Source organism: Comamonas sp. C11 (assembly GCF_024496285.1).
Lineage (GTDB): Bacteria > Pseudomonadota > Gammaproteobacteria > Burkholderiales > Burkholderiaceae_C > Comamonas > Comamonas testosteroni_F.
Genome location: NZ_CP101743.1, coordinates 4,176,280 through 4,192,806 on the forward strand (window position 1 = coordinate 4,176,280; position 16,527 = coordinate 4,192,806).

12 protein-coding genes and 1 riboswitch are annotated in these 16,527 nt (G+C 63.3%); of the genes, 6 read left to right on the plus strand and 6 right to left on the minus strand.

What is annotated here, in order from left to right; all coding sequences use genetic code 11:
* Positions 1–36: 36 nt before the first annotated feature.
* Positions 37–1,980 carry a phosphomethylpyrimidine synthase ThiC gene (thiC, locus tag NOX35_RS19105; protein WP_182283697.1) on the minus strand — a complete coding sequence of 648 codons (1,944 nt, stop codon included), beginning with the start codon at positions 1,978–1,980 and terminating at the stop codon, positions 37–39.
* A gap of 258 nt (positions 1,981–2,238) precedes the next feature.
* Positions 2,239–2,356, minus strand: a riboswitch (TPP riboswitch).
* Between the two features lie 69 nt (positions 2,357–2,425).
* Positions 2,426–3,097, minus strand: a complete 672-nt coding sequence (locus tag NOX35_RS19110) for a nitroreductase (RefSeq protein WP_256494367.1) — start codon at positions 3,095–3,097, stop codon at positions 2,426–2,428.
* Positions 3,098–3,278: 181 nt separating this feature from the next.
* On the opposite strand from NOX35_RS19110, the gene NOX35_RS19115 reads away from it, so the two are divergent.
* Positions 3,279–4,499: an ABC transporter substrate-binding protein gene (locus NOX35_RS19115; RefSeq protein ID WP_256494368.1), complete on the plus strand. Its 1,221-nt coding sequence runs from the start codon at positions 3,279–3,281 to the stop codon at positions 4,497–4,499.
* Between the two features lie 133 nt (positions 4,500–4,632).
* Here NOX35_RS19115 and NOX35_RS19120 read toward each other — a convergent pair whose 3' ends face one another.
* The 3 genes from NOX35_RS19120 to NOX35_RS19130 all read right to left on the minus strand — a co-directional run bounded on the left by NOX35_RS19120 (position 4,633) and on the right by NOX35_RS19130 (position 7,131).
* Positions 4,633–5,292, minus strand: coding sequence for a nitroreductase (locus tag NOX35_RS19120; RefSeq protein WP_182287268.1), 660 nt, complete (start codon positions 5,290–5,292; stop codon positions 4,633–4,635).
* Positions 5,293–5,457: 165 nt separating this feature from the next.
* Complete coding sequence (cysE, locus tag NOX35_RS19125; protein ID WP_182283700.1) at positions 5,458–6,294, minus strand: serine O-acetyltransferase; 837 nt, start codon at positions 6,292–6,294, stop codon at positions 5,458–5,460.
* Between the two features lie 36 nt (positions 6,295–6,330).
* Positions 6,331–7,131, minus strand: coding sequence for an RNA methyltransferase (locus NOX35_RS19130; RefSeq protein ID WP_256494369.1), 801 nt, complete (start codon positions 7,129–7,131; stop codon positions 6,331–6,333).
* Positions 7,132–7,388: 257 nt separating this feature from the next.
* Between NOX35_RS19130 and NOX35_RS19135 the strand changes: the two genes are divergently transcribed.
* From NOX35_RS19135 to mutS, 3 genes are all read left to right on the plus strand, one after another.
* Positions 7,389–8,309: an inositol monophosphatase family protein gene (locus NOX35_RS19135; protein WP_256494370.1), complete on the plus strand. Its 921-nt coding sequence runs from the start codon at positions 7,389–7,391 to the stop codon at positions 8,307–8,309.
* 184 nt (positions 8,310–8,493) lie between these two features.
* Positions 8,494–9,567 carry a sterol desaturase family protein gene (locus NOX35_RS19140; RefSeq protein WP_256494372.1) on the plus strand — a complete coding sequence of 358 codons (1,074 nt, stop codon included), beginning with the start codon at positions 8,494–8,496 and terminating at the stop codon, positions 9,565–9,567.
* Between the two features lie 182 nt (positions 9,568–9,749).
* Positions 9,750–12,341, plus strand: coding sequence for a DNA mismatch repair protein MutS (gene mutS, locus NOX35_RS19145; RefSeq protein ID WP_182287269.1), 2,592 nt, complete (start codon positions 9,750–9,752; stop codon positions 12,339–12,341).
* A gap of 62 nt (positions 12,342–12,403) precedes the next feature.
* On the opposite strand, the gene NOX35_RS19150 is transcribed toward mutS, so the two are convergent.
* Entirely contained in the window at positions 12,404–14,329 is a 1,926-nt protein-coding gene (locus NOX35_RS19150; RefSeq protein WP_182283703.1) for a methyl-accepting chemotaxis protein, read from the minus strand.
* A gap of 273 nt (positions 14,330–14,602) precedes the next feature.
* Between NOX35_RS19150 and NOX35_RS19155 the strand changes: the two genes are divergently transcribed.
* Both NOX35_RS19155 and NOX35_RS19160 read left to right on the plus strand, forming a co-directional pair.
* On the plus strand, positions 14,603–15,586 hold the full coding sequence (locus NOX35_RS19155) for a proteasome-type protease (RefSeq protein ID WP_182283704.1): 984 nt from the start codon (positions 14,603–14,605) through the stop codon (positions 15,584–15,586).
* 60 nt (positions 15,587–15,646) lie between these two features.
* The gene (locus tag NOX35_RS19160) at positions 15,647–16,507 is read left to right on the plus strand and encodes an alpha/beta fold hydrolase (RefSeq protein WP_256494374.1); all 861 of its coding nucleotides are present in this window, start codon (positions 15,647–15,649) and stop codon (positions 16,505–16,507) included.
* Positions 16,508–16,527 lie beyond the last annotated feature (20 nt).

Consider the following 16,527-nt stretch of genomic DNA (forward strand, 5'->3'; position numbering starts at 1 on the left):
TATCAGATAAGCGCTAGAGCCCTATTCAACCTTTAATCAACGCGCCGTGGTATCGGTCGAGGCGTTGACAATGGGGATATAGAAGTCGCCGCCCGCCTTGTTGAACTCGCCGGCCTTGGCCTGCATGCCTGCGACCAGTGCCTGCTCTTCGGCAATGCCCTTGGCGGCAGCAAAATCGCGCACTTCCTGGGTGATTTTCATGGAGCAGAACTTGGGTCCGCACATGGAGCAGAAATGGGCCACCTTGGCGCTGTCCTTGGGCAGGGTCTCGTCGTGGTAGGCCTGGGCCGTGTCGGGGTCCAGGCCCAGGTTGAACTGGTCCTGCCAGCGGAAGTCGAAGCGCGCCTGAGACAGCGCATCGTCACGCGAGCGCGCGCCCGGATGGCCCTTGGCGACATCGGCGGCATGGGCCGCAATCTTGTACGCGATGATGCCCTGCTTGACGTCGTCGCGGTCGGGCAGGCCCAGATGCTCCTTGGGCGTGACATAGCACAGCATGGCCGTGCCGAACCAGCCGATCATGGCCGCACCGATGGCCGAAGCGATATGGTCGTAGCCAGGGGCGATGTCTATGGTCAGCGGGCCCAGGGTGTAGAACGGAGCCTCGTGGCAGTGCTTGAGCTGCTCGGTCATGTTCTGCTGGATCATGTGCATGGGCACATGGCCCGGGCCTTCGATCATGGTCTGCACATCGTGCTTCCAGGCGATCTGCGTCAGCTCGCCCAGCGTGGCCAGTTCGGCAAACTGTGCTTCGTCGTTGGCGTCCGAAGCGCAGCCGGGACGCAGGCCGTCGCCCAGCGAGAAGCTGACGTCGTACTGCTTCATGATGTCGCAGATGTCTTCGAAATGCTCGTAGAGGAAGCTTTCGCGATGATGGGCCATGCACCACTTGGCCATGATGGAGCCGCCACGCGAGACGATGCCGGTGCGACGCTGCGCCGTGAGGTGGATATAGGCCAGGCGCACCCCGGCGTGGATGGTGAAGTAGTCCACGCCCTGCTCTGCCTGCTCGATCAGCGTGTCGCGGAAGATGGGCCAGGTCAAGTCTTCGGCAATGCCGCCGACCTTCTCCAGCGCCTGGTAGATGGGCACGGTGCCGATGGGCACGGGCGAGTTGCGCACAATCCAGTCGCGTGTGGTGTGGATGTTCTTGCCGGTGGACAGATCCATGACATTGTCCGCCCCCCAGCGAATGGCCCAGACCAGCTTTTCCACCTCTTCCTCGATGCTGGAGGTCACGGCCGAATTGCCGATGTTGGCGTTGATCTTGACCTTGAAATTGCGGCCTATGGCCATGGGCTCGATTTCAGGATGGTTGATATTGGCCGGAATGATGGCGCGGCCGCGCGCCACTTCGTCGCGCACGAATTCGGGTGTGATGATCTTCGGGATCGATGCGCCCAGGCTGTTGCCGGCCAGGCGCAGCTCGCGCGCCGCGTCCTGCTGGTACTGCGCCATCCATTCGCGGCGGCCGTTCTCGCGCAGGGCCACATACTCCATCTCGGGCGTGATGATGCCGCGCTTGGCATAGTGCATCTGGGTCACGTTCTGGCCGGATTTGGCACGGCGTGGCTGGCGCTGCAGCGCGGCCGCCTCGGCACGCAGCTGGGCCACGCGCGCATCTTCCTCACCGCGCTTGCCGCCGTCGTCCAGCGCCACGCGCTGGCGACCCACATAGTATTCGCTGTCGCCGCGCGCTTCGATCCAGGCACCGCGCACACTGGGCAGGCCCTGGCGCACGTCGATCTGCACGGCGGGGTCGGTATAGGGGCCCGAGGTGTCGTAGACGCTGACCTGCTCTCCATTGGTGAGCGCAATATCGCGCACCGGCACACGCAGCTGCGGATGCAGCGCGCCGCTCAGATAGCTCTTGGTCGATGACGGAAACGGCTGGCGCGACTGGGCCAGCAGCTCGGCAAAACGAGCGGCATCGGGGGCATGGCCTGCAGCAGGCGTGAAAATGGAATCAGGGGCGTTCATCGCAGTCTCCTCAAAGCGGTTGAAATGCATCAAACGCTCCGTGGAATGCGGCCCTGCTCTGATCTTGCCCTGCACTGGCCCGGTCCCGAATGGGTGTCCGGCCTATGCCGCTGAGTTCTGCAACTTCAGCCCTGACCTCCACGCACCGGGCTGCCCGAAAAAGACAAAACCCCAGTGCGCGAGGCGCCTGGGGTTTGCTGTGCCCATGGTTTTCAGGGCTGGCACTGATGCCGGCTGTCCTGTCCATCCATCGGCCCTGCGTCAGGGTCCCGCTCTTCTTCCGCCGGTATGAACCGGATCAAGTTCGTCGGGTTCGCCTGCACTGTTTTCACAGTGACTGGCATCTCAGCGCTTTTGCACACCCCGGAGCTGTACGCAGTATAGGCTGGTTTTGCCGCAATTTGCGCACCATTGAAGCTGTTTAACTATCCTGACCCTCAAGCGCCTAATCCGCAGCCTCGTCTAGCCCTTTCAGCACCAGCCATTCATGGCTGGCCGCACGGCTTGCGCGCCACTGGTTGATAGGTGCGCTGACATCCTCGTAGCCCAGGGCAATGCCAAAGGCAATCTGGTAGCCATCCGGCAATGCCAGCTGTTCGATCAGCATATCGTTGTACATGCGCCAGAAGCCCTGGGCACAAGTGGCCAGACCTTTTTCCACGGCCAGCAGCATGAAGGACTGCAGATAGATGCCCAGATCCACCCATTGCGCATAGCCCATGCGTTCCTCCACGGCCACAAAAATGCCTACGGGCGCACCGAACATCTGGCCGTTCTTGGCCAGCTGGGCCAGACGTGCAGCCTTGTCCTCGCGGCCGATATTGATTGCGCGGTACAGATCTTCTCCGTTTTCAAAGCGGCGACTGCGGTAGGGCTCCCACAAACCGGGTGGATAGGACAGGCCGGGGCGCTGCACGGCCTCGGTCTGCCTGGCCTTGGCGCACAGATCCTTGAGCGCCTGTCCGCCCACGGCGGTCACACGCCAGGGTTGCATATTGCCGCCGGACGGCGCCTGCGCGGCTGTCTCCAGCAAGTCCCGCACCGTGGCAGCAGCCACGGCCTGCGGCAGAAAAGCGCGCACCGAACGACGCTGCTGCAATGCTTGACGAATATCCATTTCTTCTTCTTTCCTAAATCGCTGCCCTGCAGTGTAGAAGCTTGCAGCATTTTCCCGAGTCGCCGCGGATACCTTGTCGCTGCCCCGGTGCTTGCCCTGATGGCGCGCCCTGCTCCAGCTGCGACCATGCTGGCTGCCCGTCGCAGTGACCGGGTACTCACCACCTCAGGAGATGACTCTGATGAAGCCTCGTTCTGTTTGCTCCGCTCCCGTTTTTTCCGCAAGAACATTGACGCTGGCACTGGGATGCCTGCTGACCGCTGCAGGCGCTCAGGCGCAGGACAGGATTCGCATCGGCTTCATCACCGATATGTCGGGCCTCTATGCCGATGTGGACGGCAAGGGCGGCGCCCTCGCCGTGCAGATGGCCGTGGACGACTTTGGCGGCAAGCTGCTGGGCAAGCCCGTCGAGGTACTGACGGCCGACCACCAGAACAAGGCCGATATCGCGGCCAGCAAGGCACGCGAGTGGTTCGACACCCAGGGCATGAACATGCTGATCGGCGGCACCACCTCCAGTGCCGGTCTGGCCATGGGCAAGGTGGCCGACGAGAAGAAAAAGGTCTACATCATCAACGGCGCGGGCACTTCGGCTCTGACCAACGATCAGTGCAGCCCCTATTTCGTGCACTATGCCTATGACACCGTGGCGCTGGCCAAGGGCACGGGCAAGGCAGTGGTGGAGCTGGGTGGCAAGAGCTGGTTCTTTCTGACGGCCGACTACGCCTTTGGCCAGGCGCTGGAGGCCGACACCACCCGCGTGGTCAATGCCGCTGGCGGCAAGGTGCTGGGCAACGTCAGGCACCCGCTGAACACGGCCGACTTCTCTTCCTTCCTGCTGCAGGCCCAGAACTCCAAGGCCCAGATCCTGGGCCTGGCCAATGCAGGCGGCGACACCATCAATGCCATCAAGTCGGCACGCGAGTTCGGCCTGACCAAGACCATGAAGCTGGCTGGCCTGCTGCTGTTCAGCTCCGACATCCACAGCCTGGGCCTCAAAGCCACGGAAGGCCTGATGTTCACCGACAGCTGGCATTGGGACCTGAATCCCGAAAGCCGCAAGTTCTCGGATCGCTTCTTTGCCAAGTTCAAGAAGATGCCCACCTCGCTGCAGGCAGCCAACTACTCGGCAGCCATGCAGTATCTGAAGCTGGCCGAGAAGCTGGGCACTACGGATGCCGACAAGATCATGGCTGGCTTCAAGGCCACGCCGCTGTCGGACTTCTATGCCAAGGGCGTGATCCGCCCCGACGGCCGCTACGCTCACGACATGTATCTGCTGCAGGTCAAGGCGCCGGCCGAATCGAAGAAAGCCTGGGATTACTTCAAGGTGCTCAAGACCCTGCCCGGCGACCAGGTCTTCACCACCAAGGAAGAGAGCAAGTGCGCTCTGTGGAAGTAAGCGGCCGGTATTGAGAAAAAGAAGCCGGGCTGCCGCTCTGGCGCCCGGCTTCACCCCTGCGCTCCGGCATCTTGTCTATTGCTACATGAAGAGAAGCACCCAGCGCTTATTCATCCTGGATTAAATCCAGTTTTCATTCAAAACCACGCATCTCGCACCAGTCCTCAAGCCCGGCCCGGGTGGAACGCCACTGATTGATGGGCGCTGCCACATCCTCATAACCCAGTGCCATGCCAAAAGCGATCTGGTAGCCCTGTGGCAGCGCCAGATGCCGGCTCACAAAATCGCTGTAATTGCGCCAGAAGCCCTGGGCGCAGGTGGCCAGTCCCCTTCCGGTCGCCAGCAGCATCAGCGATTGCAGATAGATTCCCAGATCCACCCACTGCGCATGCAGCATGCGGCTCTCGACGGCGACGAATACGCCCACAGGCGCGCCAAACATATGGGCGTTGCTGGCCAGCTGCAGCAGCCGCCCATTCCTGTCCTCACGCCCCACGCCTATGGAACGATAGAGATCCTCGCCGTTGTCAAAGCGGCGGCTGCGATAGGGCTCCCACAGCCGAGCCGGATAGACCTGGGCCGGATCGGAGTTGGGCGTCGCTGCAGGCATGGCCTGGCGCAGGGCTTGAAGGCTGCCCCCCGTCAGCGCCATCACGCGCCAGGGCTGGAGGTTGCCGCCGGAGGCCGCCTGTCCGGCCTGCGCCAGCAAATCCCTGACCAGCGCAGCATCCACCGTCCTTGGCAAAAAAGCACGCACCGAATGGCGCTGCTGCATGGCCTGTTCCACATTCATCATTGCTTGCCTCGGGTTTGAGTCGGCAAGCAGTCTCGACCGGACAGGCAGGACTTTCACCCCTCAAATCGACTACGGGCAAGCACCATGAGAAAAGCCAACGACAGGCGTTGGCTCTCATGGCGGAACAGAAGCGTCAAGCGGTCCATGGACAAGCGCTTGGGTTTACTTACCCAGAATCTGATCGATCTTGTCCTTCTGGAATGCCTCGGGTCGTTCGGATTCGCAGGGCATACAGTCCTTGACATGGCCTTGAATCGAGAGCTTCTCGATAGCTGCCCACAGCAGTGCAATCTGCTTTTCATGGCCGGCAGCGCCTTCGGACAGAGAGCGCATGGCCTGGGCCACGGGGTCGACTTCGGCCGTCACGCCATAGGCGGTGAAACCGCTCTTGCCGCAATCTTCGTCGACCACGCCAGCCGCTTGCGTCTTGGCATCGACCTTGGGAGCCAGCTCATGCTCGGTCACATCGGCACTGTGCCCGGTCTTGCTGGGAATGATGCGCGCCGGAATGCCCACGGCCGTGGCACCTGCAGGCACGGGCTTGATGACCACCGCATTGCTGCCTATCTTGGCACCATCGCCTACCTCGAAGCCACCCAGCACCTTGGCGCCGGCACTGACCACCACGTTCTTGCCCAGGGTCGGGTGGCGCTTGGCGCCCTTGTAGAGCGAGGTACCGCCCAGGGTAACGCCGTGATAGATGGTGCAGCCATCGCCCACAACGGCAGTTTCGCCGATCACGACACCCATGCCGTGATCGATGAAGACCTCGCGACCGATGACGGCACCGGGGTGGATTTCAATGCCGGTGAACCAACGCCCCATATGCGAGATGAAGCGGCCCAGCCACTTGAAGCCATGCGTCCAGCACCAGTGCGCAGGGCGCTGCAGCCAGATGGCGTGCAGCCCCGGATAACAGGTGATGACCTCCCAGGTGCTGCGAGCCGCGGGGTCGCGGTCAAGAATGCACTGGATGTCGGAGCGCAGGCGATCAAGCATCAAATAACAACGTGAGGAATGTTTAGCTTGTGAAGTCTAGCGGGTTGGTGGCTGGCTCTGCAGCATGGCTTTGGCAACACCGCGAAGAATATGGATTTCTTCCTGGGTCAGCTGCGCGCGGTTGAAAAGCTGGTTAAGCCGGGGCATAAGCTTCTTGGGCGCTGCCGGGTCCAGAAAGCCGATATGGGCCAGGGCCTGCTCCCAGTGGCCCAGCATGCCCTGTACCTGGGCCATGTCGGCGCGATGTGCCTCGGGCGTGTGCTCCACCACGGGAAAGCCGCCCAGTGCCACGCGCCAGTCATAGGCAACGACCTGAATGGCCGAGCCCAGATTGAGCGAGCCGAACTGCGGGTTGGACGGAATCGACAGCGCCACATCGCAGCGGTAGACATCGTCGTTGCTCATGCCAAAGCGCTCGCAGCCGAACAGAAAGGCCACGCCTTTCTGGTTGCAGGCAGCATTGGGCGTGGGCTGGTTATCGGTCAGACCTGTGTCCTCCGAGGGTACAGAGCGTGCATCAAGCTCTCCTTTCAGGAGCAACTCGAAATGCTCGCGCGGCGTGCGTGTGGGCGGGCCGAAGTCGCGTGGCGTCATGGCCGTCGCGCACATATGGCTGATGCCGTCCAGGGCTTCCTCCAGGGTGTCGACCACGCGTGCCTTGTCCAGCACATCCAGTGCTCCGCTGGCACGCTGAATGGTTTCTTCCTTGCGCAGCACGTTCTTGTAGCGCGGGCGCACCAGCACCAGGTCGTCGAAGCCCATGGTCTTGAGCGCTCGGGCGGCCGCGCCCACATTGCCGGCATGGCTGGTTTCAATCAGTACGAATCGGGTTTTCATCAACGCAGAACAATGCAAAAGGCCCCACTTGTGGCCTTGATAAGACAGCAGACTACGCCACCTGTTCCCTCTCGCATCCGCAAGTGCCGCAGAGAAGACCTTCGGGTCGCCGGGACGAACGAGCAAAAAAAGTGCAGGCTGGGTAGAATTGCGCCCATTGTCGCCGCCCCGCATCGCCGGTCGCGGCTTCTACGTTCTTACCCGCGTAGTTCAGCCCAGTTTTGCTCCGGGCTGCATCGCCAACGCACTCACAATTTATGTCGAACTCCCTGCACCCCATGCTCAACGTGGCCATCAAGGCTGCTCGCGCCGCTGGCGCCCTCATCAACCGTGCCGCACTGGATGTGGAATCGGTGCGCGTTGCGCAAAAGCAGGTGAACGACTTTGTGACCGAGGTAGACCAGGCTGCGGAGCGCATCATCATCGAGACGCTGCTCAACGCCTACCCCCAGCATTCCATCCTGGCCGAAGAATCGGGCAGCGAGCACGGAGCCAAGAACTCCGACCATGTCTGGATCATCGATCCCCTGGACGGCACCACCAACTTCATCCACGGCTTCCCCGTGTACTGCGTGAGCATTGCCCTGGCCTACAAGGGCAAGATCGAGCACGCCGTGATCTATGACCCCAGCCGCAACGACCTGTTCACGGCCACCAAGGGGCGCGGTGCCTATCTGAACGAGCGCCGCATCCGTGTCTCCAAGCGCACTCAGCTGCGCGACTGCCTGATCTCCACAGGCTTCCCCTTCCGCCGTGGCGACAACTTCAAGCAATACATGCTGATGCTGGGTGAAGTCATGCAGCGCACCGCCGGCGTGCGTCGCCCCGGCTCTGCCGCCCTGGACCTGGCCTATGTGGCCGCCGGCTTTGCCGACGGTTTCTTTGAGTCCGGCCTGTCCATCTGGGACGTGGCTGCCGGCTCTCTGCTGGTCAGCGAAGCCGGTGGTCTGGTGGGCAACTTCACGGGTGAAGCCGACTTCCTGGAACAACGCGAAATCCTGGCCGCCAACCCACGCATCTATGGTTCGCTGATTCCCGTGCTGGGCAAGTTCAGCAAGTTCGCCACCGCTGGCGAAAAAGCGGCTGTGCGTCAGGCTGTCAAGACTGGCGAATTCGAAGCCCCCGCCGAAGAAAACACCGAGGCGGTGGCCGAAGAAGGCCAGAAGAACGCAGAATAAAAAAGGCGGTCGCCCCACGACTGCGCAAAGGGCCTGGTCCGATGGACCAGGCCCTTTTTATTGCCGCAGCGCAATCAACGCCTCTTGACCAAACGCAAGAGGCAGACGTCAGGGTTTGCTGCTCTCCACAGAATCCACAAACTCCCGGTCCAGAATCTGCCCGACGACAAATGGGCGAAACAATATGATGGATTTCTTCAGCCAGCACTGGACGCTGGCCATTGACTGGGTATCCGTGCATGCGGTGACACCCGTGGTCAACGCACTCCATATTGCAGAGGCAGCGGGCGATCCGCGCGAGATTGCCGCCGGCATCCTGATCGCGCTGCTACAGCTGCTTCTCATTGGTGGCGTGATGCGGCCGCTGGAGAGCCTGATCCCGGCCGAACGCTGGGCCGACCGCCGACACACCACGGTGGATCGCAACTACACCCTGCTCATGCTGCTGGGCCTGTTTCCGCTGTTCAGCTTTCTGATCCTCATGCCGGTCGCCCATATGCTGGGCGGAGGCCCATCCACCTCGGAAGCCAGCGGCCTCAAGGCCTGGCTGCCCTGGTTTGAAGACCACCCCTATGTATTGTTTGCCGTGTACTACGTGGTCTACGACCTCACGTATTACTGGATGCATCGCGCTCAGCACGTCATTCCCTGGTGGTGGGCCATGCACAGCATGCACCACAGCCAGCGCCAGATGAGCTGCTGGAGCAACGACCGCAGCAACTATCTGGACGGCATGCTGCAAAGCTTTGTGCTGGCCAGCGTGGGGTTGGCCATGGGCGTGGAGCCGTCCGAGTTCGCCATGCTGGGACTGCTCAGCGAGCTGGTGCAGAACTTCTCCCATGCCAATGTGGCGCTGCGCCTGGGCTGGCTGGGCACGGTGGGCGAACGCCTGCTGGTCGGCCCGCGTTTTCACCGCAACCACCATATGCTGCGCGATGCCGAGCGCCCCGAACGCCACAACTGCAACTTCGGCCAGGTCCTGCCCTGGTGGGATCAGTTGTTCGGCACCGCCCTCTATCACGACGAGGAGCTGCGCCCCACGGGCGTGAGCGACCCGGAAGTGGATGCCGACAACGAGCGCGGCCTGATCGCCATGCAGTGGTACACCCTGAAGCGCTTCTGGGGCGCGGTGAGCTGCCGCGCAGGCTGGCGGCTGGGCGATGTTTCCTTCGGCCCGGGCTATCGCCCCATTCATGACAGCGATCAAGGCTCTGGCTCTCAATCCGAGCAAGGCGTGCAGACAGCCTCTGCCAAATAGTTCAAAAAACAGCCATGCCCCCTGCTATTGGGCATCACGGATAATGCAGCATTCGGCGCCCGCCCAGCACCGGCGCAGCGCCCCCTGTATTGCATACCGCTGAAGCGATGACCCAGAAAAGCACAGAATCCCCGTCGCTGCCCTATTCCCCAGACATGGCTGACCTCTCGGCGCATACGCCGATGATGCAGCAGTACTTCAAGCTCAAAGCCGACTACCCCGACACGCTGGTTTTCTACCGCATGGGCGATTTCTACGAGCTGTTCTTTGGCGATGCCGAGAAGGTCACGCGCCTGCTGGACATCACGCTGACCACGCGCGGCCAGACCGCAGGCCAGCCCATTCCCATGGCCGGCGTGCCTTTCCACGCCCTGGAAAACTATCTGGGCCGCCTGATCAAGATGGGCGAGTCGGTGGCGATCTGCGAGCAGGTCGGCGAGATCGGCGTGGGCAAGGGTCCGGTGGAGCGCAAGGTCGTGCGCGTGGTCACGCCAGGTACGCTGACGGACAGCGAGCTGCTGTCGGACAAGAGCGAAGCCATTTTGCTGGCCCTGCACACCGCCGGCCGCCAGCGCGTGGGACTGGCCTGGATGGCAATGACCCAGGGCCGCATTCACATGGCCGAATGCGCGGCCGATGAACTGGGCGCCTGGCTGTCTCGGATCGCGCCCAGCGAGGTGATCTACAGCGCCGGAGTCACCGAGCGCTTCGAGCAGACCCTGTTTGCCGTCAAGCACAGCGGCGCCATCAGTTGCCCTCTGTCACCCCGCCCTGACTGGCAGTTTGACTCGGGTCTGGGCGAGCGCAAGCTGCTGGAGCTGCTGGGCGCGGCCAGCCTCAAGGCCTGGGAGGCCGAAGGCCTGCCGCTGGCCCATGGCGCCAGTGCCGCCCTGCTGTCCTATGCAGAACATACCCAGGGCCGCAACCTCACCCACATCCACGCCATCCAGGTGCAGCGCGACGACGAGCTGATTTCGCTGCCGCTGGCCACGCGCCGCAATCTGGAGCTGGTCAAGACGCTGCGCGGCGAAGATTCGCCGACGCTGTTCTCTCTGCTGGACAGCTGCATGACGGGCATGGGCAGTCGTCTGCTCAAGACCTGGCTGCTGGAGCCCGAGCGCAATCGCAAGTCCGCCATGCAACGCCTGGAAGCCATAGGCGTGCTGCGCGGCACGGGTGCGGGCATGGCACCCTGGCAGGCCCTGCGTGCCGAGCTCAAGGGCGTGAGCGATGTGGAGCGCATCACCGCCCGCATCGCCCTGCGCCAGGTGCGTCCACGCGAGCTGGTGGGCCTGTCCAAAACGCTGGAAAAGGCGAAGCTGCTGGCACAGTCCGGACAAGCTCCATCCGCCTATCTGACGCAGATTTTCAGCGACCTGATTCCGCCCGAAGGCTGTGCCGAGCTGCTGGCCCGCGCGATTCTCGAAGAGCCGGCGGCTCTGGTGCGCGACGGCGGCGTGATTGCCACGGGCTTTGATGCCGAACTCGATGAGCTGCGCGCCATTCAGAACAACTGCGACGAGTTTCTGCTGGAGCTGGAGGCCAAGGAAAAGCTGCTCACCGGCATTCCCAATCTGCGCGTGCAGTTCAACAAGGTGCATGGCTTCTATATCGAGGTCACCAACAGCTACAAGGACGCGGTGCCCGAGCGTTTTCGTCGCCGCCAGACGCTCAAGAACGCCGAGCGCTACATCACGCCCGAACTCAAGGCTTTCGAGGACAAGGCCTTGTCGGCCCAGGAGCGAGCGCTGCAGCGCGAGAAGTTCCTGTTCGAGCAGCTGCTCGACCAGCTTCAGCCCCATGTGCCCCAGCTCACGCGTGTGGCCCAGGCGATTGCCGCACTGGACGTTCTATGCACTCTGGCCGAGCGCTCTCTGACGCTGAACTGGGCCGAGCCGCAGTTCGTCAGCCAGCCCTGCATAGAGATCGAGGCCGGCCGCCACCCCGTGGTGGAAGCACGCATGGCCGAGACCTCCAGCGGCAGCTTCATCGCCAACCACACGCGCATGAATCTCAACACGCGCATGCAGATCATTACCGGCCCGAACATGGGCGGCAAATCGACCTATATGCGCCAGGTGGCCTTGATCGTGCTGCTGGCCAGCATGGGCAGCTATGTGCCGGCCGGCGCCTGCCGCCTGGGGCCCATCGATGCCATCCACACGCGTATCGGCGCCGCCGACGATCTGGCCAATGCCCAGTCCACCTTCATGATGGAGATGACCGAGGCCGCGCAGATTCTGCATTCGGCCACGCCCCACTCCCTGGTGCTGATGGACGAGATCGGCCGCGGCACCAGCACCTTCGACGGATTGGCCCTGGCCAGCGGCATTGCCAGCCAGCTGCACGACAAGACCAAGGCGTTCACGCTGTTTGCCACGCACTACTTCGAGCTGACCGAGCTGCCCGCCAAGGCCAAGGCCGCCGTCAACGTGCATGTCAGCGCCGCAGAGTCGGGCAGCGACATCGTGTTTCTGCACGAGATTCAGGCCGGCCCCGCCAGCCGCAGCTACGGTATTCAGGTGGCCAAGCTGGCCGGCATGCCCGCAGGCGTTCTCAACCATGCGCGCCACGCCCTGGAAGCACTCGAATCCCAGGCCGGCGAGAACGAGCTGCAGGTCAATCTCTTCGATGCACCGGAGCTGGTGGACGCATGCGCCGCCCCCAGCCCGCTGGAGCAGGCCATGGCCGCCCTCAACCCCGATGCGATGAGCCCGCGCGAAGCGCTGGAAGTGCTCTACCAGCTCAAGAAACTGAGCACCAGCGCCGCCTAAGAACAGGTTCCAGGCCTTGCGCACCCAAGCCCGGGCCTGATCTCTTCAGGCCCGGCTCGTGTTCAGGCCTCCAGCAGTTGCGGCTGCCGCTGCTGCAGGGACAGGTGGCTCTGGGGCCCGTCGCCGAGCTTGAAGGCAGACACCTCGCCCATCAGGCGTGCGGCCTGCTCGCGCAGGCTGATTGCCGCAGCAGCCGATTGTTCGACCAAGGCGGAGTTCTGCTGCGTGGCATCGTCCAGCCCGGCCACGGACTGGTTGATCTCGGCAATGCCGCGCCCCTGAGTCTGCGAAGCATTGCTGATCTCCTCGATGATCCGCGTCACCTTGGCCACGGCGTCCAGCAGCTCCTGCATGGTGGCTCCCGCATGCGCCACCTGCTGCGATCCGCTGCCCACCTGGGTCACCGAGTCAGTGATGAGCTGGCGCACTTCCTTGGCAGCCTCGGCCGAACGCCGAGCCAGGCTGCGCACCTCGGCCGCCACCACGGAAAAGCCCCGGCCCTGTTCGCCGGCACGCGCGGCCTCCACGGCTGCGTTCAGCGCCAGGATATTGGTCTGGAAGGCGATGCCGTCGATCACTCCGATGATGTCGGCAATCTTGCGCGACGAGTGGTTGATGCCCTCCATGGTCATCACCACCTGCTGGAAGGCCGTTCCGCCACGCTCGGCCACGCCGCGCGCCGACTGAGCCAGGTCGCCCGCGCTGCGCGTGGCTTCGGTATTGGCCTGCACGCTGTCCGTCAGCACCGACAGCGATGCCGCCGTCTGCTGCAAGGCACTGGCCGCCTGTTCGGTGCGCTGGCTCAGATCCTGGTTGCCCTGGGCCACCTCGGAGCTGGCCACAGAAATCGAATCTGCGGCCTGGCGTACGGCCCCCACCATACGCTCCAGCGATGAGACAAAGCGGTTGAAGGCCGAGGCCAGCGCCCCCACCTCGTCATTGCTCTCCACCTGCATGCGACGGCTCAGGTCGCCATGGCCGTCGGCAATCTCCTCCAGCATGCGCGCCGCGCGCCCCACAGGTGCCGCAATTGCCCGGCTCACCAGCCAGATCACCAGCAAACCTATGCCGCCGCCCACCAGGCCGGCCACGGCCGAGGTCAGCGCAATGGTTCGTCGCACGCCGCCCAGCACCTGGGCCTCGGGCAGCTCGGCGATCACGTACAGGTCCAGCTCGGGCACGTAGGAGGAAGCGATCAGTTGGCGGCCCGCGGGCGCCTCGTACATGGCATGGGCAAAGCGCTCGCGGTTCAGCAGCGCAGCGCTGAGCCCGGCGCTGAAACCGGGCCTGTCCTTGAGCCAGTGCTTGCCATCCACCAGTGCCGGATCACGGTGCACGAGAATGCTGCCGTTGCCGCGCACCAGGGACACCGAGCCTGACTCACCCACCTGGTAGGCACGCACGGCCTGGGCCAGCTCATCCACCGACAGGCCCAGGCCTGCAATGCCCTGCCTGCCCTGGCCTGCATCGAAGCGGACATTGATGAACAGCATATAGGCGTTGGAGCTGACGTCCTTGTCGATCTCCAGCACCTGCGACTTGTCGCCGGCCAGCAGCTCGTAGAACCATTGGTCTCCCTGGCCCTTGGGCGCCAGCTTGCGCAGCGGCCCCTGCTCGCCGAAATACTGGCCCGTGGTTCCCGACACCCAGAACACCGATGAGGCCCCGGCCTGCTGCTTGACGGCCTGGGCATATCTGGCCCACGCGGCATTGCCGTCCTCGGGCTCGCCCGCGGCCTCCCAGTCGAGCACAAAGCTGTTGCCGGCCACCGACCTGGCCATGGCCAGCGGCGTACCGATATGGCGCAGGATGTCGTTGCGGATCTCACCCACCACGGCCGGAAGCTCCTGACCCACCACACGCTCGCGCAGGCTGGCGCCCGTCAGCACAAAACCCAGCGCCGTGGAAATCGCCACGAACAGCAGCAGGCAGGCCAGCATGCTGGACATGAGCTTGGTCCGTATCGACAGGTTGGGAAATGCGTGCATGGGAGGCCCTCTTCTAACCAGCTGTAAGCAAGTGTTCGATCAAGGGGCGGCATCTTCTCACGCATACAGGCTGCGCAGCTCAGGGACTTCCTCAGCCCGGCCCCGCAGCCGTGCCTGGGCAGGGCATCGGCAACAGTTACAGGGGCGCCGACGGCACTATTAAAACCCTTCTAAAATCGCGTTGCAGCCTGCGTTTACAGCTATACATTCAGAAGCACTCGACGCTTACTGCATCTGGTGTTCATACGTTTTTCATTATTGTCTCTATCACCCATGACATACTGCGTCGCCCTCAAGCTCAACGCCGGCCTGGTGTTTCTGTCCGACTCCCGCACCAATGCCGGACTCGACCAGATCAGCACCTTCCGCAAGGTCATGCTGTATGAGCAACCGGGCGAGCGCTTCATGGTGCTGCAGTCGGCAGGCAATCTGTCCATCACCCAGTCGGTACGCGAGCTGCTGGAGAGCTTTCAGCTGCACGACACGACCACGGACGAGATGCTGACCATCTGGAATGTGCGCAGCATGTTCGATGCCGCGCGCGTGCTGGGTGCTGCCGTGCGCCATGTGCATGAGCGCGAGGCCACGGCCCTGCAGCGCGCCGGGGTGGACTTCAACGTCTCCATGATTTTTGGCGGCCAGATCCAGGGCGAGCGCATGCGCCTGTTCCAGGTCTATTCGGCGGGCAACTTCATCGAGGCCACGGGCGAGACGCCCTACTTCCAGATCGGCGAATCCAAGTACGGCAAGCCCGTGCTGGACCGCGTCATCACCTCCGAGACCCCGCTGGACGAAGCCGCCAAGTGCGCGCTGGTGTCCATGGACAGCACGCTCAAGTCCAACCTCTCGGTGGGCCTGCCACTGGATCTGATCGTCTACGAGAACAACCGCTTTGCCACGGACCGCATTGTCTGCCTGGACGCCGACAACCCCTATCTGCGCATGCTGCACGACAGCTGGGGCGAGCGCCTGCGCCATGTCTTCGACAGCATCGAGGACCCGGCCTGGGACGGCGGCCAGACCGATACGCCGATTCGCATTCACAGCCCGCGTGCGCATCCTCTGGTCAAAGTGGGAGCACCCGTTGCCTCACGCTCGGCCCATGGGCTGGGCGCAGGCAATATTCCGCCTGCTGCGCTGCGCCAGCCCGTAGTGCCGGCTCAGGCCGGCCTGAGCATGGCCGATGAATACCAGCGCCTGCAGAGCGCCGAAGAACAGGCACGCGTGCAAAGACAGGCTTCGCTGTCCAGGCGCTAAACTGATCGGCGCATCCAACGCCCCCATGGGGCGTTTTTACTGTCCAGCCCGTTCAGCGCCATGTCCCAGCCCACTGCCACCGCCAGCACGACGAACACCCTGCCCGTGGTCTTCGCGCATGCCAACAGCTTTCCCATAGGTACCTATCGCCTGCTGTTTTCGCTGCTGCGTCAGCGCGGCATCGACGCCGGCGGCGTGCAGCGCTTCGGCCATGACCCCAGGCGCCCGGTCACCAACCACTGGCCGCATCTGGTGGACGAGCTCATCGAATATATCGAGCAGCAGGTCGAGCGGCACGGCCAGCCGGTCTATCTGGTGGGCCACTCGCTGGGCGGCATTCTGAGTTTTCAGGCGGCCTCCAAACGCCCCGATCTGGCGCGCGGCGTACTGCTGATCGACTCGCCCCTGCTGGGTGGCTGGAAAGCGAACGCCGTGGGCCTGGCCAAGCAGACGCAGATCGTGGCATCGGTCTCCCCCGGCAAGATCAGCCAGCGCCGGCGCACCACCTGGGCCAGCAACGAGGAGGCGCTGGAGTATTTTCGCGGCAAGAAGGCGTTTGCCCAGTGGCACCCGCAGGTGCTGCAGGACTATGTGGAGCACGGGCTGGTGGACGAGCACGGCAAGCGCAGCCTGTACTTCACGCGCGAGGTGGAGACCGCCATCTACAACACCCTGCCCAGCAATCTCAACAACCAGCTCAGGCGTCACCCGGTGCGCTGCCCGGTGGCCTTCATCGGCGGTCGCTCGTCGGTGGAGATGCGCCAGGTGGGCATGGAGATGACCGAGCGCATCACGCGCGGCCGCATCACCATGCTGGACGGCGGCCATCTGTTTCCCATGGAACGCCCCGAAGCCACGGCCGCGGCCATCGAGGCGGCGCTGCTGAATCAAGAGCATTCGCTGACGCTGCATAAAGCCTGAGCATCCCCAAAAAAAAGAAA

What these genes read in the sequence shown, in the direction of transcription:
- NOX35_RS19155 (WP_182283704.1), top strand. Translation starts at nt 14,603, where the DNA reads ATGACATACTGCGTCGCCCTCAAGCTCAACGCCGGCCTGGTGTTTCTG.
- NOX35_RS19135 (WP_256494370.1), top strand. Translation starts at nt 7,389, where the DNA reads ATGTCGAACTCCCTGCACCCCATGCTCAACGTGGCCATCAAGGCTGCT.
- NOX35_RS19160 (WP_256494374.1), top strand. Translation starts at nt 15,647, where the DNA reads ATGTCCCAGCCCACTGCCACCGCCAGCACGACGAACACCCTGCCCGTG.
- NOX35_RS19115 (WP_256494368.1), top strand. Translation starts at nt 3,279, where the DNA reads ATGAAGCCTCGTTCTGTTTGCTCCGCTCCCGTTTTTTCCGCAAGAACA.
- NOX35_RS19130 (WP_256494369.1), bottom strand. Translation starts at nt 7,131, where the DNA reads ATGAAAACCCGATTCGTACTGATTGAAACCAGCCATGCCGGCAATGTG.
- cysE (WP_182283700.1), bottom strand. Translation starts at nt 6,294, where the DNA reads ATGCTTGATCGCCTGCGCTCCGACATCCAGTGCATTCTTGACCGCGAC.
- NOX35_RS19150 (WP_182283703.1), bottom strand. Translation starts at nt 14,329, where the DNA reads ATGCACGCATTTCCCAACCTGTCGATACGGACCAAGCTCATGTCCAGC.
- NOX35_RS19140 (WP_256494372.1), top strand. Translation starts at nt 8,494, where the DNA reads ATGATGGATTTCTTCAGCCAGCACTGGACGCTGGCCATTGACTGGGTA.
- thiC (WP_182283697.1), bottom strand. Translation starts at nt 1,980, where the DNA reads ATGAACGCCCCTGATTCCATTTTCACGCCTGCTGCAGGCCATGCCCCC.
- NOX35_RS19120 (WP_182287268.1), bottom strand. Translation starts at nt 5,292, where the DNA reads ATGAATGTGGAACAGGCCATGCAGCAGCGCCATTCGGTGCGTGCTTTT.
- NOX35_RS19110 (WP_256494367.1), bottom strand. Translation starts at nt 3,097, where the DNA reads ATGGATATTCGTCAAGCATTGCAGCAGCGTCGTTCGGTGCGCGCTTTT.
- mutS (WP_182287269.1), top strand. Translation starts at nt 9,750, where the DNA reads ATGATGCAGCAGTACTTCAAGCTCAAAGCCGACTACCCCGACACGCTG.